Source organism: Paraburkholderia sp. J67 (assembly GCF_905220265.1).
In the GTDB taxonomy this organism is placed as follows: domain Bacteria; phylum Pseudomonadota; class Gammaproteobacteria; order Burkholderiales; family Burkholderiaceae; genus Paraburkholderia.
This window is the reverse complement of the sequence record NZ_CAJMZK010000008.1, coordinates 175,372-198,577: the sequence shown is the minus strand read 5'-3', so window position 1 is coordinate 198,577 and position 23,206 is coordinate 175,372. Positions and strand designations below refer to the sequence as shown.

General features: G+C 61.4%; 21 protein-coding genes. 6 read left to right on the top strand and 15 right to left on the bottom strand.

What is annotated here, in order from left to right; translation table 11 throughout:
- Window positions 1-2 precede the first annotated feature (2 nt).
- The 7 genes from U5782_RS17560 to U5782_RS17530 form a co-directional block, all read right to left on the bottom strand.
- Window positions 3-1,421 (bottom strand): MmgE/PrpD family protein, encoded by a 1,419-nt coding sequence (locus U5782_RS17560; RefSeq protein ID WP_322045130.1) that lies wholly within the window; start codon window positions 1,419-1,421, stop codon window positions 3-5.
- A gap of 44 nt (window positions 1,422-1,465) precedes the next feature.
- Window positions 1,466-2,536 carry a zinc-binding dehydrogenase gene (locus U5782_RS17555; protein WP_322045129.1) on the bottom strand — a complete coding sequence of 357 codons (1,071 nt, stop codon included), beginning with the start codon at window positions 2,534-2,536 and terminating at the stop codon, window positions 1,466-1,468.
- Between the two features lie 70 nt (window positions 2,537-2,606).
- Complete coding sequence (locus U5782_RS17550; protein ID WP_322045128.1) at window positions 2,607-4,076, bottom strand: aldehyde dehydrogenase family protein; 1,470 nt, start codon at window positions 4,074-4,076, stop codon at window positions 2,607-2,609.
- A 37-nt stretch (window positions 4,077-4,113) separates the two neighbouring features.
- Window positions 4,114-5,604 (bottom strand): aldehyde dehydrogenase family protein, encoded by a 1,491-nt coding sequence (locus U5782_RS17545; RefSeq protein ID WP_322045127.1) that lies wholly within the window; start codon window positions 5,602-5,604, stop codon window positions 4,114-4,116.
- 28 nt (window positions 5,605-5,632) lie between these two features.
- On the bottom strand, window positions 5,633-6,523 hold the full coding sequence (locus tag U5782_RS17540; RefSeq protein WP_322045126.1) for an SMP-30/gluconolactonase/LRE family protein: 891 nt from the start codon (window positions 6,521-6,523) through the stop codon (window positions 5,633-5,635).
- A gap of 65 nt (window positions 6,524-6,588) precedes the next feature.
- The gene (locus tag U5782_RS17535; RefSeq protein ID WP_322045125.1) at window positions 6,589-7,398 is read right to left on the bottom strand and encodes an enoyl-CoA hydratase/isomerase family protein; all 810 of its coding nucleotides are present in this window, start codon (window positions 7,396-7,398) and stop codon (window positions 6,589-6,591) included.
- Window positions 7,399-7,572: 174 nt separating this feature from the next.
- On the bottom strand, window positions 7,573-8,511 hold the full coding sequence (locus tag U5782_RS17530; protein WP_415914352.1) for a LysR family transcriptional regulator: 939 nt from the start codon (window positions 8,509-8,511) through the stop codon (window positions 7,573-7,575).
- A gap of 114 nt (window positions 8,512-8,625) precedes the next feature.
- On the opposite strand from U5782_RS17530, the gene U5782_RS17525 reads away from it, so the two are divergent.
- The 3 genes from U5782_RS17525 to U5782_RS17515 are packed head-to-tail and all read left to right on the top strand — an operon-like array spanning window position 8,626 to window position 11,076.
- Window positions 8,626-9,546 (top strand): alpha/beta hydrolase, encoded by a 921-nt coding sequence (locus U5782_RS17525; protein ID WP_322045123.1) that lies wholly within the window; start codon window positions 8,626-8,628, stop codon window positions 9,544-9,546.
- 16 nt (window positions 9,547-9,562) lie between these two features.
- Window positions 9,563-9,904 (top strand): alpha/beta hydrolase, encoded by a 342-nt coding sequence (locus U5782_RS17520; RefSeq protein ID WP_415914351.1) that lies wholly within the window; start codon window positions 9,563-9,565, stop codon window positions 9,902-9,904.
- 14 nt (window positions 9,905-9,918) lie between these two features.
- Window positions 9,919-11,076 carry an NADH-dependent flavin oxidoreductase gene (locus U5782_RS17515; protein WP_322045122.1) on the top strand — a complete coding sequence of 386 codons (1,158 nt, stop codon included), beginning with the start codon at window positions 9,919-9,921 and terminating at the stop codon, window positions 11,074-11,076.
- A gap of 21 nt (window positions 11,077-11,097) precedes the next feature.
- Here the strand turns inward: U5782_RS17515 and U5782_RS17510 are convergent, their stop codons facing one another.
- The 3 genes from U5782_RS17510 to U5782_RS17500 all read right to left on the bottom strand — a co-directional run bounded on the left by U5782_RS17510 (window position 11,098) and on the right by U5782_RS17500 (window position 14,543).
- On the bottom strand, window positions 11,098-12,558 hold the full coding sequence (locus U5782_RS17510) for an aldehyde dehydrogenase (protein WP_322045121.1): 1,461 nt from the start codon (window positions 12,556-12,558) through the stop codon (window positions 11,098-11,100).
- A 66-nt stretch (window positions 12,559-12,624) separates the two neighbouring features.
- On the bottom strand, window positions 12,625-13,680 hold the full coding sequence (locus tag U5782_RS17505) for a zinc-binding dehydrogenase (RefSeq protein WP_322045120.1): 1,056 nt from the start codon (window positions 13,678-13,680) through the stop codon (window positions 12,625-12,627).
- Window positions 13,681-13,742: 62 nt separating this feature from the next.
- On the bottom strand, window positions 13,743-14,543 hold the full coding sequence (locus U5782_RS17500) for an SDR family NAD(P)-dependent oxidoreductase (protein WP_322045119.1): 801 nt from the start codon (window positions 14,541-14,543) through the stop codon (window positions 13,743-13,745).
- Between the two features lie 277 nt (window positions 14,544-14,820).
- On the opposite strand from U5782_RS17500, the gene U5782_RS17495 reads away from it, so the two are divergent.
- Both U5782_RS17495 and U5782_RS17490 read left to right on the top strand, forming a co-directional pair.
- Complete coding sequence (locus U5782_RS17495; protein ID WP_322045118.1) at window positions 14,821-16,074, top strand: CoA transferase; 1,254 nt, start codon at window positions 14,821-14,823, stop codon at window positions 16,072-16,074.
- Window positions 16,075-16,182: 108 nt separating this feature from the next.
- On the top strand, window positions 16,183-17,100 hold the full coding sequence (locus tag U5782_RS17490) for a LysR family transcriptional regulator (RefSeq protein WP_322045117.1): 918 nt from the start codon (window positions 16,183-16,185) through the stop codon (window positions 17,098-17,100).
- Here the strand turns inward: U5782_RS17490 and U5782_RS17485 are convergent.
- The 3 genes from U5782_RS17485 to U5782_RS17475 all read right to left on the bottom strand — a co-directional run bounded on the left by U5782_RS17485 (window position 17,097) and on the right by U5782_RS17475 (window position 19,574).
- Window positions 17,097-17,810 (bottom strand): NAD(P)H-binding protein, encoded by a 714-nt coding sequence (locus U5782_RS17485; protein WP_322045116.1) that lies wholly within the window; start codon window positions 17,808-17,810, stop codon window positions 17,097-17,099. The genes U5782_RS17490 and U5782_RS17485 overlap by 4 nt on opposite strands.
- A 23-nt stretch (window positions 17,811-17,833) precedes the next feature.
- Window positions 17,834-18,469, bottom strand: coding sequence for an SDR family oxidoreductase (locus U5782_RS17480; protein ID WP_322045115.1), 636 nt, complete (start codon window positions 18,467-18,469; stop codon window positions 17,834-17,836).
- Window positions 18,470-18,653: 184 nt separating this feature from the next.
- The gene (locus U5782_RS17475; protein ID WP_322045114.1) at window positions 18,654-19,574 is read right to left on the bottom strand and encodes an alpha/beta hydrolase; all 921 of its coding nucleotides are present in this window, start codon (window positions 19,572-19,574) and stop codon (window positions 18,654-18,656) included.
- A 150-nt stretch (window positions 19,575-19,724) separates the two neighbouring features.
- On the opposite strand from U5782_RS17475, the gene U5782_RS17470 reads away from it, so the two are divergent.
- Window positions 19,725-20,678: a LysR family transcriptional regulator gene (locus tag U5782_RS17470; protein ID WP_322045113.1), complete on the top strand. Its 954-nt coding sequence runs from the start codon at window positions 19,725-19,727 to the stop codon at window positions 20,676-20,678.
- A gap of 256 nt (window positions 20,679-20,934) precedes the next feature.
- On the opposite strand, the gene U5782_RS17465 is transcribed toward U5782_RS17470, so the two are convergent.
- Entirely contained in the window at window positions 20,935-21,879 is a 945-nt protein-coding gene (locus U5782_RS17465; RefSeq protein ID WP_322045112.1) for an amidohydrolase family protein, read from the bottom strand.
- Between the two features lies 1 nt (window position 21,880).
- On the bottom strand, window positions 21,881-23,194 hold the full coding sequence (locus tag U5782_RS17460) for an MFS transporter (protein WP_322045233.1): 1,314 nt from the start codon (window positions 23,192-23,194) through the stop codon (window positions 21,881-21,883).
- Window positions 23,195-23,206: the final 12 nt, after the last annotated feature.

Below are 23,206 nucleotides of genomic sequence, written 5' to 3'. Positions count from 1 at the left end.
CGTTACATCGCCCACATCTGAGTCAGTTGGGCAGTCTGCATCGCGGGGGCGAGTGTGCGCAGCGTCGCCAGCAGTTTCTGGGCGCGCCCTTCACCCAGAATGTCGCGGGTCAGTTCCATGAACTTGGCGTCCTGTTCCTGCTCGGGCATTGGATTACGGTCGGTTCCGATCGGATCTTCGACGAACACATGTTCCGCGTGGCCGTCCTTGAACGTCACGGTCACGTCGGCCACGAACCGGCCGGGGTACTGCTTTTCCAGGGCGGGCTCTTCGCTGATGCGAATACTGCGCGCCATCGCGATGACGGGCGCCATATCGACGTTCCCTGCCAGATAGTCACGGTGGATCAGGAAGCCGTTGCCCTTGTCGAGCAAGGCGAAGGCAGCCTGGATGGGCAGGCTGAACTGCACGTGCTCGATGTTCTTCGGCTCATAGGCGTTGGCATTGGCCGTCCCGACCACGACGTTGAAGTGCGGCGTGATCTTCAGATGCACGTCGGCAATCTCGTCGCGGCGCGTGGCGAACGGGCGCAGCGCGTCGATATAGGCATGCGTGCAATAGCACGCGCAATAAGCCTTGAGCCAGACCGTGCTCACCTCGAACGGCTGATCGGGCGCAAAGCGTTGCTCGGGCGTATCACCCGCCGTGCGTTGCAGGAAGGTGCGGAAAAATCCCTTGTTGCCGCTCAGGAATGCGCGCGGGCCGGTGATGCCCGCACGCGCCATGTCGGCCGCCTGCATGCCGTTGCGTGTGCCGATGCCTGCATGGATGCGCTTGATGGAGCCGCCGGTGGAGGTGTACTCGGTGGTGCCCGAGACGTGGCTCAACGCAATGGCCAGCGCGTGCAGCGTAGTTTCCGCATCGAAGCCGCGCAGTTTGGCGGCAACGGCGGCCGCGCCGAAGTTCGAGAGCGTGCCGTGCGGATGAAAGCCGCGCTGCAACAGATCGGGTTGGGCCAGCACGCCCAGGCGTGCGTAGACCTCGTAACCGGCGACCATCGCCGTGAGGACGTCTTCGAGCGACGAGCCCAGTTCCTCGCCAATCGCGAGCGCCGCCGGGATCACGCAGCTACCCGGATGGCTGTAGCTGGGGCCATGAGCGTCGTCGTATTCGAAGCCGTGGCCATAGGAGCCGTTGACGAACGCGGCATCAGCAGCGCTCATCGTCACGGCAGAGGCGCTCACGCGGCTCTTGCCCGGCCGCTGCTGTGCAGCGGCGTATTTGAGCAGTTGCTCCGACCAGGGCATCTTCGATATGCCGATCTGCAAGGCGATCTGGTCGCGCAGCAGTCGATTCAAACCGGCGCGTGCGCCGGCGTCGAGATGCTCGTATTTCAGTTCCTGAATGAAGCGAACGACTTCCTGCTCAAGCGGCGGGCAGTTGGCCGGAATGGTAGATAAGGTTTCGTGCGCGGTAGTCACGCGTGTCTCCTTGTTTTCTCGATGCGATTGGGGAGTTCGGAAACTCAGAACAGGAACACGCCTTTGCCGCCCGCCTGTCCGTCGAACAGACGATAGGCTTCGTCGGCTTGCTCCAGCTTCCAGCGGTCGGTAAACAGCTTGTCCACGTCCACGCCGTGATCGGCCACGAAATGGACGCAATCCTTCATGCTGACTTCGGACATCGTGTACGAGCCGATGATCGTGCGCTGCTTGCCGATCACGTCCTTCATGCCGTCCACGTTGAGATTGCCGCCTACGGCCACGAGTGCGATGCGTCCCCACGGGCGCGTACAGCGTACCGCTTGCTGCTTCGGGATGTCGCCGCCCGCACAATCCATCGCGCACGTCGCGCCCAGGCCGCCGGTCAGCTTGAGAATGGCTTCGATCGGATCTTCCTTGCTGCCGTCCACAACATGCGCCGCGCCGAAGGCTTTGGCCCGTTCGACGCGGTCGGCGGAAATATCGACGCCAATGACTTCCACACCCATCGCCGCGGCCAGTTGCACCGCCGAGAGCCCGACCGGTCCCAGCCCGAATACGGCCAGCGTGTCGCGCGCGCTGATGTTCAGGCGCAGCAATGCGCCCCAGGCCGTGCCGGTGCCGCAGGAAACGGCGGCACCCGTGGCGTACGAAACCTCATCGGGCAAGTGGACGAGCGAAGTGATGGGCACGCGCATGTAGTGAGCGTGGCCGCCGTGCTTGATGACACCGTGAATATCCGCGCCGTGGCTGCACATCTGCGTCCAGCCGGTGCGGCAATGGTCGCAGTGCTGGCAGCCTTCGTAGTGGAACACCGCGACGCGATCGCCCACCTTGAAGGCGCGCGCGTCGACCGCCGCGCCAAGCGCGACGATCTGGCCGCAAGGCTCATGGCCGCCGATGATCGGCGTGTCCTCCGACATGCCGCGCGACGCCAGGTCCTTGAAGCCCAGCGATCTGATGACGTCGGCGGGCTTGTGGCGATAGAAGTGCAGATCGCTGCCGCACATGCCCGAGGCCTTCATCTCGATGACCGCGTCGAGCGGGCCGGGCGTGGGGTCCTCGAAATCGAGGATGTCGAGTTTCTTGTCGCCCCTGAAAACGATGCCTTTCATGTGTGTCTCCTGATTTGTTCTCGTGACTGGAATGCGCGGCGCTGGGGCCGCGCGTCTATCGGCAGTCCAGTCAATCCAGATTGATGTAAGTGGCCTTGGGGTAGAGGAAGCTTTCCACGTGCTCCTTGCCGCCTTTCCAGCCATAGCCGCTCATCTTCGTGCCGCCGAAACCCACGGCGGGATCGATCACGCCATAGCAATTGACCCAGACCGTGCCCGAGCGGATGCCCTGCGAGACTCTGTGCGCGGTGGAGAGGTCACGCGTCCACACACCGCCTGCGAGGCCATACGGCGTGTCGTTGGCGAGTTGCAGCGCGTCCTCCACGGAGTCGAACGGAATCACCGACGCCACCGGGCCGAAGATTTCCTCCTGCGCGATGGTCATGTTGTTGCGCACGTTGGCAAAGACCGTGGGCTCGACAAAAAAACCGTTGCTCAGTTCGCCACCAAGGCGGCGACCGCCGTGCACCAGTTCGGCTTCCTTCCCGCCGATGTCCATGTAGTGCATGACGCGTTCAAGCTGGCGCTGCGAGATCAGCGGGCCGATCTGGGTGCCCGGCTCGCGGCCGTCGCCGATCTTGATGGTTTTGGCGAACGCGGCCATGCGCTGCACGAATTCGTCGTGTACGGCGCGCTGCACGAGAATGCGGGTGCCCGCTACGCAGACCTGGCCCGTGTTGGTGAACACGCCCATCGACGCGCCCGGCACCGCCTTGTCGAGATCGGCATCGGCGAACACGATGTCGGGCGACTTGCCGCCCAGTTCGAGTTGCAGCCGTTTAAGGTTGCCAGCTGACGCCCGCACGATCGCCTGCGCCGTGCCCACCGAACCCGTGAAGGCCACGCGGTCCACGCCCATGTGCCCGGCCAGCGCTTCGCCCACATCCTTGCCATAGCCGGTGACGACGTTGATCACACCGTCGGGTACACCGGCTTCTATCATCAGTTCGGACACGCGCAGCGAGGACAATGACGCATCCTCGGCGGGCTTGAGCACGGCGGTGCAGCCGGTGGCGAGCGCCGGGCCGTAGATCCACCACAGGCCCATCAACGGACCATTCCACGGGATGATGCCGCCGACCACGCCTACCGGCATCAGGTGCTTGAGCGCCGTGAAATTAGGCGCGATGGACAGCGGGCTGGCGGCCACCGAGCCCGCGCCCGTCTGCGAGGCATAGAACTGCAAAAGCTGTGAGAGCCATTCCTTGTAGCCGCGCGTGCGCGCGAGCGGCGCGCCCATGTCGAGCGTTTCGATCAGCGCCAGCTCGTCGAAGTTGTCGAGGATGACGTCGTGCACGCGCAGGAGCAGCTTGCGCCGCTCGTGTGCCGTGAAGCGGCTCCACGGCCCTTCAAAGGCGCGGCGTGCAGCGGCCACGGCGCGATCGACATCCTGGGCATCGCCACGGGCGATCTGGCATAAGCGCTCGCCCGTGGCGGGGTTGATGGCTTCGATGTATTGGCCCGAACCAGGTTCGACCCATTGCCCGCCGATCAACAGTTTTTTGGCGCCTTGTACGAACGCAGGCGTGCTCAAATCCACGGCGTGTCTCCTTGATGTGTGTTTTGGGAGGCCGCGATCACATGCGGACCATGATCGATTTCGTCTGCGTGTAGGCCTCGATCGATTCCTGACCGAACTCGCGTCCCCAGCCCGATTGCTTGTAGCCGCCGAACGCCATCGCCGGATCGGACTCGCCAAACGTGTTGATCCACAGACGCCCGGCCTTCAGCGCGCGCACGACCTTGTGAGCGCGCGACACGTCGCGTGTCCAGACAGCGGCGGACAGGCCGTAGCTCGTGTCGTTGCCTTGCAGCACGGCGTCGTCCTCGTCCTTGAACGGGATGATCGAGAGCACCGGGCCGAAGATCTCTTCCTGCGCGATGCGCATGCCGTTGCGCACGTTGTCGAATACCGTGGGTTCGACGAAGTAGCCCGCGCCGCTCCATGCGTTCCCGCCCAGGCGCAATGATGCGCCGCCTTCCTGGCCCGCGCCGATATACGACCAGACGCGCTCGCGTTGTTTCGCCGAGATCAACGGCCCGAGCTTCGTATCGGCGGCGAACGGGTCGCCGGCCTTCCATGTGGCCGCCAGTTGCGCCACGCGCTCCGACACCTGGTCGTGGATGCTTTCCTGCACGAACAGGCGCGTGCCCGCCGAGCACACCTGGCCCGAGTTGCCGCAGAAGGTTTTGACGGCGCTCTGCACGGCCTTTTCGATGTCGGCGTCGGCGAAGACCACGTTGGGCGCTTTGCCCCCGAGTTCCAGCGTCACTTTCTTCAGGTTCGACGTGGCATCGCGCACGATCTGCTTGCCGATGGCCGTGGAGCCCGTGAACGCGATCTTGTCCACGTCCAGGTGCTGGGCGAGCGCGGCGCCCGCCGTCGCGCCAAAACCGGGCAGCACGTTGATGACGCCGGGCGGCAGGTCGGTTTCCTGGATCAGCTCCGCGAGACGGATCGAGGTCAGGCACGCCAGTTCGGCGGGCTTGAGAATCACCGTGTTGCCGCAGCACAGCGCGTTGGCGAACTTGATGGCCGCCATCAGGATTGGCACGTTCCACGGAATGATCTGGCCGCACACGCCCAGCGGTTCGCGCAGCGTATAGATGAGCGTGCTGCCGTCGGAGGGGATCGTGGTGCCCAGCACCTTCGAACACCAGCCCGCGTAGTAGCGGAAGATGTCGACCGTGGCCGTCACCGCGCCCTGGGCGAACCATAGCGGCATGCCGTTATCGAGCGATTCGATCGCGGCTAGCTCGTCGATGTGCTGCTCGATCTTGTCGGCGATCTTGAGCAGCGCGCGGGTGCGCGCATGCGGTGATAGCGCGGCCCACGACGGCGCCTCGAAGGCCTTGCGCGCGGCGACCACAGCGGCATCGACGTCGGCGCTGTCGGCTTCGGCCACATGGCAGAGCAATTCTTCGGTCGCCGGGTTGATGACCTCGAAGGTCTTGCCCGATGCCGCGTCGATCCACTGTCCGCCGATGAGCAGGCGCTTGCCGCCTTGCTGGATCCAGGCGAGCGCCTTGGCGCGGGCGGCTTGAGCCGGGTTGGATGAATCCGTCATGAAATCTCCACGTGAATGGGCAATGCGCTCAGGCGACGGCAACGTCGACCCGAGTGGACAGCACGGCGCTCAGCGGGTTGGCGCGGCGCACGTCCGGGTTGAAATCGGCGGGCGTGACGCACAGGAACAGCGTGCGTCCGTCCGCGCCGCCCAGGGCACAGGCGTAGCAGTTGCGATCGCCGGTCTCGATCGTTTCGAGAATGTCGCCACCGGGTGCCACGCGCAGCACGCGCGCCTTGGTGAAATCCGCGACCCAGATCGCGCCTTCGGCATCGACCTGCGAGATGCCGTCCGCCGCGACGGTGATTTCGGCCATCGACTGGATCACATCGTCGTTTTGCGGCACCGGGCCGAAACGCGCCCAGTCCCGGCGTGCCGATAGCGAACCATCAGGCTGGATATCGAAGGCCGAGAGGCGGTTGCCGAACGATTCGGCGACCACGAGCGTGCGGTGGTCGATTACGGTCGGGCCGTTGGGGAAATGCAGCCCTTCGCTGACCACGGTGACCGTGCCATCCGGATCGACGCGCGCCAGCCGGGCCGGGCGGCGGGGCGCCAGCTTCATGACATCGAAGCCGAGATTGCCCACCCACGCGCGGCCCTGCGCGTCCACGACCATGTCGTTCGGTTCGAACTCCAGATGAGGGAATAGATCGGCATGGACCAGGACGGTGCCATCGTGCTCGCGCCGCAACAGCTTGCGATCGTGCATGGAGACAGCGAGCAGGCGGCCATCGGGTAGCCAGCCGATGCCGGAAGGGCACTCCGGGACGTGCATTTCGGTGCGCAGGTCGCTGCCGTCCTCCAGGATCGAGCAAACCCGTTCGGAGTACAGATCGCTGAACCAGAAGCGTCCGTCGTGCCAGCGCGCGCCTTCGGTATGCGTCATACCGTCCAGCAACAGGGTGAGTTGTCTCATGTCATTAACTATTATTAGTTAGGTAAAAACGCGCGGGATGGCGCGTCGGGCAATCTGTCCGCGCGCTATGAAGGCAAGCGAGCGGACGGAAAATCGGGCTGGCGTTTGCCGCGTAGCGCGGCCAGGCCCTCCTTGACGTCCTCTCCAAGGAAACACAGCATTTCCATCGCGAGGGAGTTGTCGAAAATCGGTCCGGCGAGGCGCATCCAGTTGTTGAGCGACTTTTTGGTCGCCCGAATGGCGGTCTGGCTGCCGCGCGCGAGATTGGCCGCGATGCCAAGCGATTTCGTCAGGACTTCTACGCGAGGTGCGCAGAACGTGACGAGGCCGATGCGCTCCGCTTCCTTGCCGTCGATGAAATCGGCCGTCATCAGGTAGTACTTTGACTTGGCCATGCCGCACAGCAGCGGCCAGACAATCGCGGCGTGGTCGCCCGCGGAGACGCCCAGGCGCGTATGGCCGTCGGTCAGACGGGCGTCCTCCGCCATCACGCTCACATCTGCGAGCAGCGCTACGGCGAGGCCCGCGCCCACGGCCGTGCCGTTGATCGCCGAGATGATGGGCTTATCGCAGGCCAGCATGTTGTAGACGATGTCGGAGGCTTCTTTCATCACGCGCATGGTGGCTTCGTGACTGTTCGACATTTCCTCCACGACGGCCAGATCGCCGCCCGCGGAGAACGCGCGATCACCCGCTCCAGTGATAACTGCTGCCTTGACCTGCGGATCGTCGTTGAGCACACCCCAGACCTGGGTGAGTTCCCAATGCATCCGGTTGTTCGTGGCATTCATGAAGTCGGGGCGATTCAGCGTGACGAGCATGACGCCGTCGGGCTGGGGATCGAACCGGAGGTACTCGAATTCTTCGTATCGCATGCGGAATTCCAAAACGGATTTGAACGGATCAACATGCATTGAACCCGCCGTTATCGGCGGGCGCAATGCGTGCGATGCGCGCGTTCCGTACTTTGGTAGCCGCTCAGGAAAGCGATTCGAGTCGGGTTGATTCGCCTATATTGGGGAGACGCATTCAGCGCTGTTGCACGCGATTCAGAGCGACTCATGCTCCCGTTCGAGTTGTTCGCGTTGCGCGACCAGAAAGTCCATTAGCGCACGTGTTTTTGCGGGAATTTGCGCGCGCGAGGGGATGTAGAGATAGAAACCCGGAAAGGGGCGGCACCACGGTTTGAGTACGCGCACCAGCGACCCATTGGCGAGCTGATGTCGTACGCACAGGTCGATATGCTGCACGAGTCCGACGCCCTGTATTGCCGCGCGCAGCATGCTGTCGTCGTCGTTGAAGATAGCGTTGCCCTGCGGTTCGTACACCACCGTCTGGGCCTCGGTGCCCGGTGTGGTGAACGACCAGCGGTCGATTGTGCCGCTCGACGTAAAGCGATAGGAGAGGCAGTTGTGACGCATGAGATCGGCCGGGGTTTCCGGCGTGCCGTGACGAGCGAAGTATTCCGGCGAGCCGACGATGGCCATCTCCAGCATGGGCGTAACCGGCACGGCCACCATATGCTCGTCGAGACTCTCGCCAAGACGAATGCCGGCGTCCAGGCCTTCCGCCACGATGTTCGAAAAGCCGTCGTTCATCACGAGTTCGAGACGCAGCTTCGGATAGCGTGCGAGGAAACCAGCCATGTGCGGCTCCAGCAGCAGGCGCGCGGCAATGCGTGAGGTGCTCACGCGGATCTGCCCGGCCGGTTCCGAATGGGCTTCGCCAAGCTCGGCCACGGCGCGTTCGATCGTCGCGAGCGCGGGCGCGAGAGTATCGAACAGGCGCTGTCCTTCTTCCGTGAGCGACATGTCGCGTGTCGTGCGGTGCAGCAGACGGACGTTGAGCTGCTGTTCAAGCGCCTTGAGTTGCTGCGAGAGCGCCGCACGGGACACCTCCATTTCCGTCGCCGCGCGGGTGAAGCTGCGATGACGGGCAATGTTTACAAACGAGGCGAGCGCGGGCAGGAGGGAGGTCTCAATCGTCATATTGTCAAGTCTAGCTTAACACTGATGTGTTTGAAAGGCGGTTTTTCCTATCCAAAGACGCGCCTATGATGAACTCCATTGCAACGGACTTACCCACACAGGAGCAAACCGATCATGCAAAGCGTGACCTTCAAGAACCTCAACGGCCAGGGCGTGACGATGGCTGCCGATATCCATCTGCCGGAAGGTTTCGACGCCAGCCGCAAGTATGCGGCCGTGGTGGTCGCGCATCCGGGCGGCGGTGTGAAGGAGCAGACCGCTGGCCTGTATGCGCGCAAGCTCGCGGAAAACGGCCTGGTGGCGATTGCTTTCGACGCGTCGTATCAGGGCGCGAGCACGGGCGAGCCGCGTCAACTCGAAAACCCGTACATCCGCACCGAAGACATCAGCGCCGTGATCGACTATCTGGTGACGCTGCCGTATGTCGACGCCGAGAAGATCGGCGCAATGGGTATCTGCGCAGGCGGCGGCTATACCGCGAACGCCGCGATCAACGACCGCCGCATCAAGGCCGTGGGCACCGTCAGCGCTGTCAATATCGGCCAGATGTTCCGCAACGGCTGGGAGAACACGGTTGCGGACGCGGACGCGATTGCGTACATCGGCGCCGGTTCGCAGGCGCGCACGAGCGACGCCGTCAACGCGCAGCTGGCCACGCTGCCGCTCGCGCCGATGCGCGAGGAAGACGCGCCGAATGCTGAACTGCGCGAAGCGTGGGAGTACTACCACACGCCGCGCTGCGAGCATCCCAATGCACCTGGCTTCATGACGGCCCGCAGCCTCAACCAGATCGTCACCTATGACGCCTACAACAAGGCCGAAGCGTTCCTGACCCAGCCGCTTCAGATCGTGGCGGGTAGTGTGGCCGGTAGCAAGTGGATGAGCGACGACCTGCTCACCCGCGCCGCGAGCAAGGACAAACAGCTTCACGTTGTCGAAGGCGCGAACCATATGTCGCTGTACGACGTGCCGCAGTATGTCGACGAGGCCGTTTCCGTACTCGCGCCGTTCTTCCAGCGCACGCTCGGTCATTGAGAACCAGGAACCCGTCATGAACGCCAGTAACGTTCGCACCGTTAGCTACAGGAACCTGGGATGGGAGACGGCGGCCGACATCTATTTGCCGCCCGATTTCGACGAGACCAGGCAGTATCCCGCCATCGTCAGCACGCACCCGATCGGCAGCTGCAAGGAGCAGACCGCCGGCAACGTCTACGGTGCAGCGCTTGCGCGGGAAGGATTCGTCGTCGTTGCCTTCGATGCCAGCTTCCAGGGCGCAAGTGGCGGGTCGCCGCGCTTTATCGAAGATCCGTCGATTCGTGTGTCGGATATCCGCTTTGCCATCGACTATCTCGTCACGCTGCCTTATGCGACGGCGACAAACCCTATTTGATGTAAATGCAGCCCATGATTCAGACAACCGATCCCTTGTTCGAGGCATTTTCCTTTCCCAACGGCATGACGTTACGCAACCGCCTTGTCATGGCGCCGATGACGACCTGGTCGTCGAACGCGGACGCGACGGTCTCCGATCAGGAACTCGCCTGGTATCGTGCCCGAGCCGGTGGTGTCGGGCTGGTGCTGACCGGCTGCACGCATGTCATGGAAAACGGCGTTGGCTTCACGCATGAATTTGCGGCCTACGATGATCGTTTCATTCCAGGTTTGAGCCAGCTTGCACAGGCCGCTAAAAGCGGCGGTGCGCCCGCGGTATTGCAGATTTTTCACGCGGGTAACAAGGCCGTGCGAAGCTTGATTCCCGGTGGAGAAATGGTGAGCGCCAGCGCGACGAAAGCGCTACCCGGTCCATTCAACGACGGCCAGCACTACAGCCGGGCGCTAGACCATGACGAAATACTGGAGGTGATTCGCGCGTTTGGCGAAGCTACGCGGCGCGCCATCGAAGCGGGGTTCGACGGTGTGGAACTTCACGGCGCGCACGGATTCCTGATTCAGAACTTTCTCTCTCCGCTATATAACCAGCGCACCGACATCTGGGGCGGATCACTGGAAAACCGCATGCGCTTTCCGGTGGAAGTGGTGCGGGAAGTCAGGCGTGTTGTCGCCGCACATGCGGAACGTCCCTTCCTCGTGGGCTATCGCCTTTCTCCGGAAGAGTCTGGCGAAGGGGCACTACGCATCGGCGAGGCGTGCGCGTTGATGGATCGTCTGATCGAAACGGGCATCGACTACCTGCACGTTTCGCTTTACGACCTGCTTGCCGGCAAGCCGCAGGACTATGAGGGCGATCAGACCACGATCGAACAGATCGTCGAGCGTGTTGGTCAGCGTGTGCCGCTGATCGCAGCGGGCGGCATCGGCCAGCCGGAGCAGGCACGCAAGGCCCTGGCGGGCGGTCTGCCACTCGTGGCGGTCGGGCGTGGTCTGGCCACGACGCCGGATTGGGTGGAACTCAGCCGGATGCGAAGCAACAAGGCCATCGATATCGCGCTGGATTTTTCCCGCGAACCACAAGAGATTCGTATTCCTGAGAAACTCTGGGAGGCGATCAAGACGGCTCCCGGGTGGTTCCCCGTGCGCGACGATGCGCTTGATATCGTTTGACCATATCGCACACACAGGCGGTCAAGCCATGACAATGGTTTTCGACTCCATAAAGGCCGTCAGGCCTTCAACGCCACCCTCGCGCCCAATGCCCGACTGCTTGAAACCGCCAAAGCCAATCGAGAAGTCAGTGCGCGGTCCATTGTGGCCGACCGTACCCGCGCGGATCTGCCGCGCGACGTCCAGCGCGCGGGCGCTATCGTTTGTGAAAACTGCCGCATTCAGTCCGAACGGCGTGTCGTTCGCCATCTGAATTGCGCTGGCTTCGTCGTCGGCGGGAATGACGCTCAGCACCGGGCCGAAGATTTCGTCCTGCGCGATCGTCGAACGATTGTCCACGTTGCCGAACACCGTCGGTGCGAAGAAGAACCCGCGCTCCAGACCGGCTGGCCGTTTTCCGCCGGTTGCCAGCGTTGCGCCTTCCGCGATGCCCTTGGCGACGAAACGCTCGACCGTTTCTCGTTGCCGTGCAGTCGCGAGCGGGCCGGACGTCGTCTCCGGTGCGAACGGATCGCCCACTACAATCCGTCTGGCGGCCACTGACAACGCTTCGACCATTGCGTCGTGTTTCGCACGGGGAACGATTACGCGCGTCAGGCTGTGGCAGATCTGTCCGGTGTTGTAGCCGAAATAGGACGGCCCGAGCACATTCGCTGCGGTCTCGATGTCGTAATCATCGAGAATGACGGCGGGCGATTTGCCACCCAGTTCGAGCGTGACGCGCGCCACGCGATCGCCAGCGATGGAAGCGATCCGGCGACCTGCGCCTGTCGATCCAGTGAACGTGATCTTGTCCACGTCGGGATGCCGGACCAATTCCTCGGACACGTCGCGATCAGCGGTCAGGACATTGACCACGCCAGGCGGCAAGCCGATCTCCTCGCAAATCTCGGCGAACCGATAGGCCGAGCAGGGGGCTTCGGGCGACGATTTGATGACCAGCGTACAGCCTGCTAGCAGCGCTGGCGCCGTCTTATAGGCCATCAAACCGGCAGGGCCGTTCCACGGGATGATTTCGCCCACGACGCCAACGGGTTCGTAGACGCGATAGCCCGCATTTCCGGTAACCGATCGATGTTCCTCGACGAACGAGAAGGTCGATGCCATCGCGGCGTACTGGCGAAATGCACCGCTGATAAATAGTCCAAGGCGTGGTTGGGCAACCTTATAGACGATTCCCGTCTCAATCGACCATACGCGGGCAAATTCGTCATTGAGCGCCTCAAGGCGTTCCGCGAATCTCTCGAGATAGACAGCGCGCTCCTGCGGCGTCATTCGCGGCCACGGCCCTTTATCGAAGGCTTCGCGTGCTGCGCGGATAGCGTGCTGCATATCTGCCGACTCGGCTTTTGCCACGGTTGCAACGACTTCTTCCGTCGAACAATCGAGTACGTCGAACGTGCCGGAGGTGGACGGTGCCACCCATTTTCCGCCAATATAGAACTCTCGAGGATGTTTAAGTTCGATCGTTCTCTTGGTCATTAAATTCTCCATCGCCCTCACAAAAGGGCACTATCCAGATTCGGGACAACACCGGTACAGGTGTCGTCAAAAGACGATGACGCCTTTGCCACTTGCTTGTTGATTGAAGTGAGCATAGGCCTCACCAGCTTGCTCAAGTCGCCATTCATCGGTGAAGAGTTTGTCCACTTCGACGCCGTGGTCGGCGATGAAGTGGGCACAGTCTTTCATCCCGACTTCGGAGAAAGTAAATGATCCGATCAGCGTTCTCTGCTTCCCGATCAGATCTTTCATCACGTCTACCGTGAGGTTTCCGCCGACGGCGACGAGTACGACACGTCCCCAGACTTTCGTACCGCGAATGGCCTGAGTGCGGGGAAGTTCAGCTCCCGCGCACTCGACTGCACAAGAGACGCCTTTCCCGCCAGTCAGCTTGAGGATTTCCTCAACCGGATCCACCTGGCTCGCGTCGATGCCGTGCGTGACGCCGAATTCCTTGGAACGTTGGACGCGTCCAGGGTTGATGTCGACGCCGATCACTTCGATACCCATGGCGGCTGCGAGTTGAGCTGTCGAAAGACCAACGGGGCCAAGACCATATACCGCCAAAGTGTCGCGGGCGCTGATGCCCAGGCGCAACAGAGAACCGTATGCTGTGCCGGTTCCGCATGCAATGGCCGCGCCCGCCTTAAACGACAACTCTTGCGGTAGATGTACCAGCGACGATACGGGTAACTTCATATAGTTGGCGTGTCCGCCGTGACTCAGGACGCCATAGATGCGCGATCCGTGGTCGCAAAGCTGAGTCCAGCCGGTGCGGCAATGGTCGCAGCAACTACACCCGGAATAGTGAAACACCATGACGCGGTCGCCTTCGCGGAACGCCTTCGGATCGACACCCGGGCCCAGCGTAGCAATGACGCCGCATGGCTCATGTCCGCCAATAATCTGTTCGGAGTCCATGCGATCGCGCATGCCGAGCATGGCCAGAGAATCCGCCATTCCGTGACGGTAATAGTGAAGGTCGGTTCCGCACATTCCAGACGCCTTCATTTCGATGATGGCTTCTCCGTAACCAGGCGTAGGGTCCTCAAAATCGAGAACATCGACCTTGCAATCTCCCTGGAACACCATGCCACGCATTATGTTTTCTCCAACTTTACTTGAACTGGCGCGTGCGTTTCAGCACGCGCCGGGCGACATATTCAATGAATGGTGAGTCCGCCTGTCGGACTAAGCGTTGCGCCTGTGAGGTAAGCAGACTCGTCGGATGCCAGGAAGGCTATGACCTGACCGATATCGGCTGGCGCGGCAACGCCAAGCGGGCAGCCAGCGACGACTTTTTCGTATTGTTTTCGATGCTGCGCAGAAACCTTGCTGTCGGCACCGAACACGGCGTCCCACGACGGACTATCGCGCACGACCGTCACGCACACGCAATTCACCCTGATCCTGTCCTGTGCGAGTTCCTTGGCGATGACCTTACTCGCCCGGATCAGTCCCCCCGCAAACGTCGAGACGGCGGTTTGGCCCGGTGTCGGTACACGGCCACCTTCCGACGTGACAAAGATCACGCTACCGCCGCCACGCGGACGCATGAATGGCAACACGGCTTGCACGGGCAGGAGTTTGGCAGCCGTGTTTTCCGCGACCAACGCGGCTACACGTGCGAGGTCGATATTGGCGAATGGGCCACGCACGTCGGGAGAACGAGCCTCGTCGTCATTGCCCCCCGCATTGGCGACGACAATGTCGATGCCACCATAACGGCGTGCCGTTTCCGAGGCCAGCGCGTCCATGTCAGCCTTCGATCGAACATCGCCGGCCAGAAAATCTGCTTTGCCGCCTGCCTGACGTAGTTCGCCAAGGACGACTTCTGCCTTTGCGGCATTTCGTCCACTGATCACGACAGTCGCCCCGCGAGCGGCAAGCTGCAACGCGATCCCTTTGCCGATCCCGCCGGTCCCACCCGTCACTACGGCTACTTTTCCTGCAAGACTGCTCATCGGAATATGCCTTCAAATCGTGGAAAAACGCCGGCGGCGCTTGTACAAGCTCAATGCAACGTCGCCTGGCTGGATGCCCAATCTTAGGCAGCGGAGAGTCTTAATTCGAGTGCCGTTTTTCGAATCGCCTGTTGATCTTTTTCGAATCAGGCGTTTTTTGCGTTCGCGATTTTGCAACGCCGGTTTCGCGAATCAGCATTTGAACGTGACCGTCGGCGCACCTAGCATTGGCCCTGCACAGAAAAGATGTTCAAGAGAAGATCGATAAGGAGACGAGATGGATGAGGCATTTCAGGGTGCACGTGTCGGAGCGAAGATCGGCGCTGGGCGTCCGTTGGAAGGCATAAGGGTACTGACTGTAGAAAATTTCATCGCTGCACCGTTTGCTTCTATGTGGCTTGCGGATGCGGGCGCCGAAGTTGTCAAGATCGAGGCGCGGGAGGGCGGCGATTTTGCGCGGAGCACAAGCCCGGTAAAAGCGGACGTCGACGGCAAGCCGAACGGCCTCGCGTTTCTGCGCACGAACAGGAACAAGAAAAGCGTCACGCTCGACCTCAAGCACGCCGAGGGGCAGCGCCTCTTCAAGCAACTCGCGGCGCAAGCCGACGTCGTGATCGAAAATCTGCGTCCGAATGTCATGGACAGGCTCGGGATTGGCTATGCGGAGTTGAGCAGGATTAATCCGCGACTGATCTACGGTGCGATTTCCGGTTTCGGACACGACGACATATTGTCCAGTCCGTATGGCGACGTCCCGGCGTTCGACATCGTGGGTCAGGCGATGAGCGGGCTGATGTATCGTCCCGAACGCACCGGCGACAGGCCGACCTATCTCGGCTTTTCGCTTGCCGATATCGAGTGTGGAATTCTGGCGCTCTATGGCGTTGTGCTGGCGCTTTTTCATCGGCAGACGACGGGGACAGGCAAGAAGATCGACATTTCGATGTACGACGCTTCGCTGGTTCTCAACGAGATCTCGGTCGCCATGTATTCCGCGACGAAGCAGACGTCGCCGCCTGGCGTCCATGCTGTCACGGCGCCGTTTGGAACCTATCGTGCGAAAGATGGTTATATCGTCATTGCCGTGCTGGGCGAGCACATCTGGAAGCGATTCGCGGATGTGATCGGCCGGGCTGATCTGACGAGTGACCCGAGATTCGCAGATGGCATGTTGCGCAAGCAGCATCTGGACGCCCTGAATGTCGAGATCGACGCGTGGCTGGCTGATCGATCCCGCGAGTCGGCGCTTGCAATACTGCGCGCCGGCGGCGTGCCGTGCTCGAACGTGAACGATGTCCCGGATCTGTTTGAATGTCCTCATGTTGCCGCCCGGAAAATGCTCATGACGATCGACGACCCGGTGTGGGGGCACATTAAGGTGGCGGGCAATCCGGTCAAAATGTCGGATGTGCCTGAACCGGAGTCGAAAACTCCGCCGAAACTCGGTGAACACAACTCGAACGTACTGCATGAGTGGTTGGGCCTGGACGAAGGTGAAATCGGGCGGTTGCAGGCGTTGAAGGTCATCTGAACCTGTGATCGACAGGTACGGGTTTCGCGGTTGACGCCCGACTACCCTCGGCTTAGTCTCTATCTTTCGCGCCCGCAATGTTGCCGGACGAAAAAGGTAGGGAGGAGTATGGCGGGCTTCAGTCTTCACAATCTGACCAGACGTGTCGATCTGTTTACGTTGCGGTTGTTTCTCACTGTCGTGGAGGAGCAGCAGATGCGTCGCGCAGCGGTGAGGGAAAACATCACGCCGTCCGCCGCTACGAGACGGATCCAGGATCTCGAAGAGACAGCCGGTATCGATCTGTTCGAGCGCACGCCAGGCGGCATGGTGCCCAGTCCGGCAGGCGAAGTGCTCGCCCGTCATGTGCGCGTGATGTTCGAGAATCTCGAGGTAATGCGCCGGGAGGTTGCCGAGTTCACCGAGGGCGTGCGTGGCCATATCCGTATCAGTTCTACGAGCACGATCATCGTGCAATTTCTCGCGCGGGAAATAGCGGAATTCACGCGAGACTTTCCACTCGTCGATATTGAGCTACTAGAAGATGCCAATACGAATGTGATTGGAGCGGTTACCACTGGCAAGGCGGACGTGGCAATGTTCTACGCAACCGACGATATCGACAGAACGGCGTTTGAGATCATCGAGTATCGAACCGACCGCCTCGTCGCCGTCGTACCGCTCGGACATAGCCTGGCTAGCCGCGCGAGCGTGACGACGCGAGATCTGCTGGAGCAGAATATTGTCGGCATTTCGTCGACGACATCCATGATGACTCAACTGAACAACGCGGCGGTCGAACTGGGTCGCGAGCTCAACGTAAAGTACCGGGTCAACACAATCGAGGCCGCGCGTAGCCTCGTCAAGGCCGGTCTGGGTGTGATGATTCAGCCGGAGAGCATGCTGCCGGTGGAGGATCTCAACAAGGTGACGCTTGTCGCATTGGACGAACCATGGGCGTTGCGCCGACTTTGCATCGGCACTCGCAATGGCGACCCGTTGACAGCGGCCACAAAGGCGTTCGTTGCCCAACTGACCGACCACTAGCCTCGATCGAAATGACGCGGCGATCCCGTTGTTGTGGAACGTGCTGCTGAAGCGAGCCGATAAATGTCAGCGCTTTCGAGTACCGCGACATCAATTCCATGACGCGCCACCTGCAACATGGCCTGTCCCATACCAACGGTGTCGAGGATTTTGCCAGGGAATAGTCTTCGTGACACGATGAAGACCCAACGCAGATATTTATAAAGAAGCCGCAATAGCCGGGTTTTCGATTGTTCGCCATTCATCGGAAGGATGAATCCGGGGCGAAACAGATAGACAGCCCGAAACCCCATGCTTCGCAGAGCGTTTTCGGTTTTTCCTTTTACACGTGCCCACATTACGGGACCGCGTTCAGTCGCATCAGTGCCGCCGCCGGATACATAGACGAAAGCCATTTGTGGATTGCGTCGCGCCAGCGCAAGTCCGGCTGCCACGGGCAGATCGTGGTTGATTCTGATGAAGCCGGATTCGTCGGTGTCGTTTGTCGATACGCCGAGACAGAAAAAGCACGCGTCGTAGCCTTGAAGTTGCTCCTCGGCATCGGCATACTCGAACAGATTCGGGCGCACGAGTTCCCTTATCTTGGGGTGCTGCATGGCCAATGCGTTGCGTCCGACGACGAGGATCGATTCCACATCGCAGGCCTGCAGGCATTCACGCAATACCCCTTGTCCCACCATTCCCGAGGCGCCAAAAATGACAACGTTCATATCGAGTTTTCCGGAATGGCATTTCAGACGAAAGCGGGTTTGTCGGCGTCGGTGCCCGGCTTGTTGACGCCAACGTTGGCGCGCACCAGCTTGTCGGGGTGTTCAACGAGTTCTACGACCAGCGCCGCGACACTCTTGCGCGATACCTCGGTCCCCTTGAACGGCTGGTCGCGTGCGGTGATCTCGTAGTTCACCTCATCGTTGTCCTGTAGCCAGGCTGCGCGGAGAATCGTGTAATCCAGGTCCGAAGCTTCGATCAGGTCGGCAGACCTGCGATACGGAGGCAGATACTCGCCGATCTCTTGCCGATTCCATTCGCCGAAATTTCCAGGCACCTCATCATAGATCCCGAGAGAGTTGATGAAGATCAGCCGGCGGACGTTCGTGGCCTTCATGGCGGCCAGAATGCGCTCGGTCTGGGTATCCACGTCACCGGCCAGATTGGCATACACCACGTCCTGTCCTTCCATAACGCGATGCAAAATTTTCTTGTCCAGTACATCGCCGATCACGACGCTGGCGTTTGCAGGCTCGTTTCCGCTCAGTTTTTTGGGGTCGCGAATCAGCAGGGTTTGCTTGACATCCGTTTGCTCGCCGAGCATTCGTACGGCCCAGCGCGCTATCTGTCCGCTGGCACCAAGGACGAGTACCTTTTTCATGATGTTTTTCCCGATTCAAGAAGCAAGCTCCGCGAGAGTGCGCGAGCCTATGCTAGATCTGTGTGGCAATACGGTCTGCGCGCCGGAGGCTGCGAGCGTGCTGCGATAACAATGTTGGCAAGACGCCAGGGATTGCGTAACGTCCCTGGCGCAGAGGATCCCCGTCGTAATCGCGGTAGTGCGATTACAGGTTTTCCTTGTAGAACGGAATCAGCCTGGCCAGCGCTTTGCCGACAGGCTCGGGCTTGTCGTACAGGTCGTAATGCGACCAGCCTTCGACGACGACCAGTTCCTTCGTCTTCGAAGCGGCGCGACCAATGATTTCGCAGCCATCCCGATAGGCACCGAAGGCCCCGACCTTGTCACCCACCACCACCATGAGCGGCTGGGTGAGGAGCGTTTCGCAGAGGTGGAACGCGTCCCAACCCACCGCGACAGCCTGGTGCGAAAAGAGCGCGCGGTTGACGCCATTCGACGCGCGGCCACGATCCGACCGGTAGTATTCGGTGGCGCCAAAAACGTCAACCTCGGTCAGACCGGCTTCTTTGGCGGCCTCCGGCGACGGCGGCAACAGATCGTCCACGCGGAGTGCCGCGCCACGTGCTTCCGCCGTACGTTGTCTGGCCATCGCCTCGAGTGCGGCAATGGGGTTGTAGTTGCTGAAGCCTTCGCGCATCAGACGGCCGTAGTTGGCTCCCGTCACCGTACCCACTGCTTTGATACGGCGCTCGGTCATGGCAGCGTTGATCGAATAGCCACCGCCTCCGCAGATTCCCAGCACGCCGATGCGGTCTTCATCGACGTAGGGGAGTGTCACAAGGTAGTCGCAGACGACGCGGAAATCTTCGACGCGCAGCGTCGGATCTTCCGTATAGCGCGGCTCACCGCCGCTATCGCCCTGGAAGCTGGCGTCGAACGCGATGACGACAAAGCCTTCCTTGGCCAGCGCTTCGCCGTAGACATTGCCAGAGGTTTGTTCTTTGCAACTGCCGATCGGGTGAGCGCTGATGATGGCAGGATACTTTGTGCTTTCGTTGAAATCTGGCGGGAAGTAAACGTTGGCGGCGATATCCCAATACAAATGCTTGATCTTGACGCTTTTCATGATGATTCCGTTTAGCTGAGGCGGTTGGGTTCACAGAGTTGGAAACGTTTAAACCGCGAGACAACGACCTGAATATAGATAGTGGTCTGGAATTACGAAAGCTCGCAATCTGGACTACAGTTGTATTGTTAAATTGACAATGGAACCCGGATGGACCCGTCCTTGCTCCCTTCGCTCGCGTGGTTTGCGCACGTTGCGCATCACCGTAGTTTCACGAAAGCCGCCGCGGAGATGGGCGTATCACGTGCAAATCTCTCGCAAAACGTGAAGGCGCTTGAGCGGCGGCTAAACGTCAAACTGCTTTATCGAACGACTCGCGATATGTCGTTGACCGAGGAGGGGCGGCGGCTCTACGAGGTTTGGTACCCGGCGCTCATTGCGCTAGAAAAGACGGTTGATGCGTTGCACGAGGAGCGTGATGAGCCTTCCGGTTTGATTCGTATGAATACATCGCGCGTCGCGGCCAAAACCCTCATAGAGCCGCATCTGGAGGAGTTCAGCGCCCGCTTTCCTAAGCTGGGGCTGGAAATGGTGATGGACGACGCACTCGCGAACATCGTCGCGGACGGCTGTGACGTTGGCATCCGCATCGGCGAGAGCCTTGCTCCGCACATGATTGCGGTTCCTGTGACGCCGCCGCTGGAAATGGCCGTGGTGGGCACGCCAACCTATTTCGAGCGTTACGGCGAGCCCGCGACGCCGGGCGATCTGGTTCGACACAACTGTCTACGCTATCGGCAGGTCAGCGGTGCGATCCATCCCTGGGAGTTCACGTCGCCAGAGGAGCCGGGCCATAGTTTCATGGTGGAACCGAGAGGAAGCGTTACGACCAACGATGACGACGGGATGATCCGCGCGGCACTACAGGGCGTTGGGCTGATCCAGCACATCGACATTGCCGTGCAGTCGCATCTGGATTCGGGGGCGCTGAAGCGCGTGCTGGGGACATGGTGCAAGCCCTTCGCCGGTTTTTATGTCTATGCGCCAACACGCGCGCAGATGCCGGCGAAGGTAAGAGCGCTTATTGATTTTCTGGTGGAAAAGCGCGAGTCGATGGCTGCCTTGCGCATTACACGCGGGTCCAACACAGCCGCTCATACTTAGAGTGGGACTGTCTTGCCGCATCCCCGATCGGCCGCGCGCTTGAGTTGCGCGCCGGTAGTCCCGAACCCGCCTACCGGCTACGACCGGCGTCGTCGGCAATGACTGACGAGCAGCAGTTCGCCGAGTGGGGCGACCCCGGCGGCAGCGAGGGCGCGCTCTGTGCGCGAGGGGAGCCGCCGGATTCACAGGGGCGGCAGGTTGTGGTGCCGGGACAGCCGTGTCAGCGCTCATGATCTGGCGTGCGCGCTTTCAACAGCTAGACTGTGAAGCCATAGAGGCGCGCCGGATTGTCCGCGAAGATCATTTGCTGCCAGTCGGCGCGCCCGATCCAGGAGGCGATGACGTCGAGCAGCGCGGCATCGTTGGGCTTGGTGGTTTTTTCCGTTGGGTGCGGCCAGTCCGTGCCCCAGAGCATGCGCTCGGGCGCCATGGCGATGAACGCCTTTGCTACGGGCGCGATATCGGCGTAAGCGGGCGCGCCCAGTTTTGTATCGACATACGGACCCGAGAGCGTGACCCAGGTTTTGCCGCCCTCGACCAGCCGTCGCGCGGTTTTCATCGCTTCGGAATCGAGCCCGTCCGGTTGAGGGATATGCGCGATATGGTCGAGCACCAGCGGGCAGGGCAGCGCATTCAGAGGCTTTTCCAGCGCAGGCAGCTTTGCTCCTTGCACTACCAGCTCGATATGCCAGCCGAGCGGCGCGATGCGCGCGGCCAGCGGCGCGAGCATATCGATGGTGGTCGCGCCCGGATAGCTGAGATTGAAGCGGATCGCGCGCACGCCCGCACGGTTCATCTGCGCCAGATCGGCGTCGCTGACCGAGGTATCGACGACGGCCACGCCACGCGCGTTTGCGCCAAATTGCGCCAGCGCATCGAGCAGACAGTGGTTGTCGGTGCCATAGGTCGAGGGCGTCACGCACACGTTGCGACGCATGCCCAACCGCTCCTGCAAGGCGCGATACTGCGCAACGCTCGCGTTGGGCGGGCGCAGTTGCGTGCCGGGCGCGCTGGGAAAGCGGTCGTCGTAGATATGCATGTGGCAGTCCACGGCGCCTTCGGGCAGGCGAAACGCGGGCGCTTCGCTGCCGGTGGACCAGGTTTCCAGGGCGAGCGCACGCTGTGGCAGCGCTGCTGCGAGCGTACCTGCACCGAGCGCGCCCAGCGCGCCGAGAAAGGCGCGGCGATCAAATTGTTTCATCTCACGCCACCCCGACTTCGTTGTGGACGCGGCGGCCCGTGCGGCTCAGCAGCAGCAACGTGACGACACTTACGAGCGTCAGGATGCCCAGCGGCATCAGCGCAAGCGCATAGCTGCCCGTGGTTTCCTTGACCCAGCCGTAGACGTTCACCATCAGGCCGCCGCCCAGCAGGTTGGCAATCGCGTTGATGGTTGCGAGGCCGGCTGCGGCCGTCGTGTTCGACAACATGCTGGAGGCAAGCGCCCAGAACGGCCCCTTGAACGCGTAGGCCCCTACGAGCACCGCGCACAGCATCGTCATGGTCGGGACAAGCGAGCCGCTGAGCGAAGTGCCGAACAGGCCCAGCCCGATGAAGAGCATCGGAATCACGGTATGCCAGCGGCGTTCCTGGCGACGGTCCGAACGGCGGCCCCACCAGACCATCAGCACCGATGCCAGCGCATAAGGCACCGAATTGAGCAGGCCGGTCTCCATCACGCTCAGCCCATACGACTTGAGCAGTTGCGGCTGCCACACGGCCAGCGTGCTGCCCGCACCCGAGGCGCAGACATCGACCAGCGCGAGACACAGCACATAACGATTGCGGAACAGCTTCATGAGCGGCATCGACGCAACCTTTGCGGGCGCACGGGCTTCACCGGCGATTTCCGCTTTGAGCCATGCACGTTCTTCGTCATCGAGCCAGCGCGCTTCATCGGGTTTGTTGGTCAGCAGCGCGAGGCATACAAAGCCGAGCAGCACGGTCGGAATCCCTTCAAGGAGAAACAACCATTGCCAGCCGCGCAGCCCGGCAAAGCCGTCCATCTGCAGCAGCGCCGCCGAAATGGGCGAGCCGATAAAGCTCGCGGCTGGAATCGCCACCATGAAGGTCGCGACGATGCGTGCGCGATAGCGCGCAGGCACCCAGTACGAGAGATACAGCAGCACGCCAGGGAAGAAGCCGGCTTCCGCCGCGCCGAGCAGAAAGCGCAGCACGTAGAAGGCCGTCGGCGTGCTGACGAGCGCCGTCGCCGCCGAGATCAGGCCCCACGTAATCATGATGCGGGCGATCCACAGACGTGCGCCGTAGCGTTGCAGCGCCATATTGCTCGGCACTTCGAAGAAGAAGTACGACACGAAGAACAGACTGCTGCCGAAGCCGAACACGCGCGCGGTGAGGCCAAGGTCGTGGTTCATCTGCAAGGACGCCATACCGACGTTGCCGCGGTCGATGAACGCGAGCAGATAACAGATCATAAGAAAGGGCACGATACGCCAGACCACCTTGCGGAGGGTGCGCTGTTCGAGCGCGGCGGCGTCGGGCCGGGATTGCATGTGCATGAATGT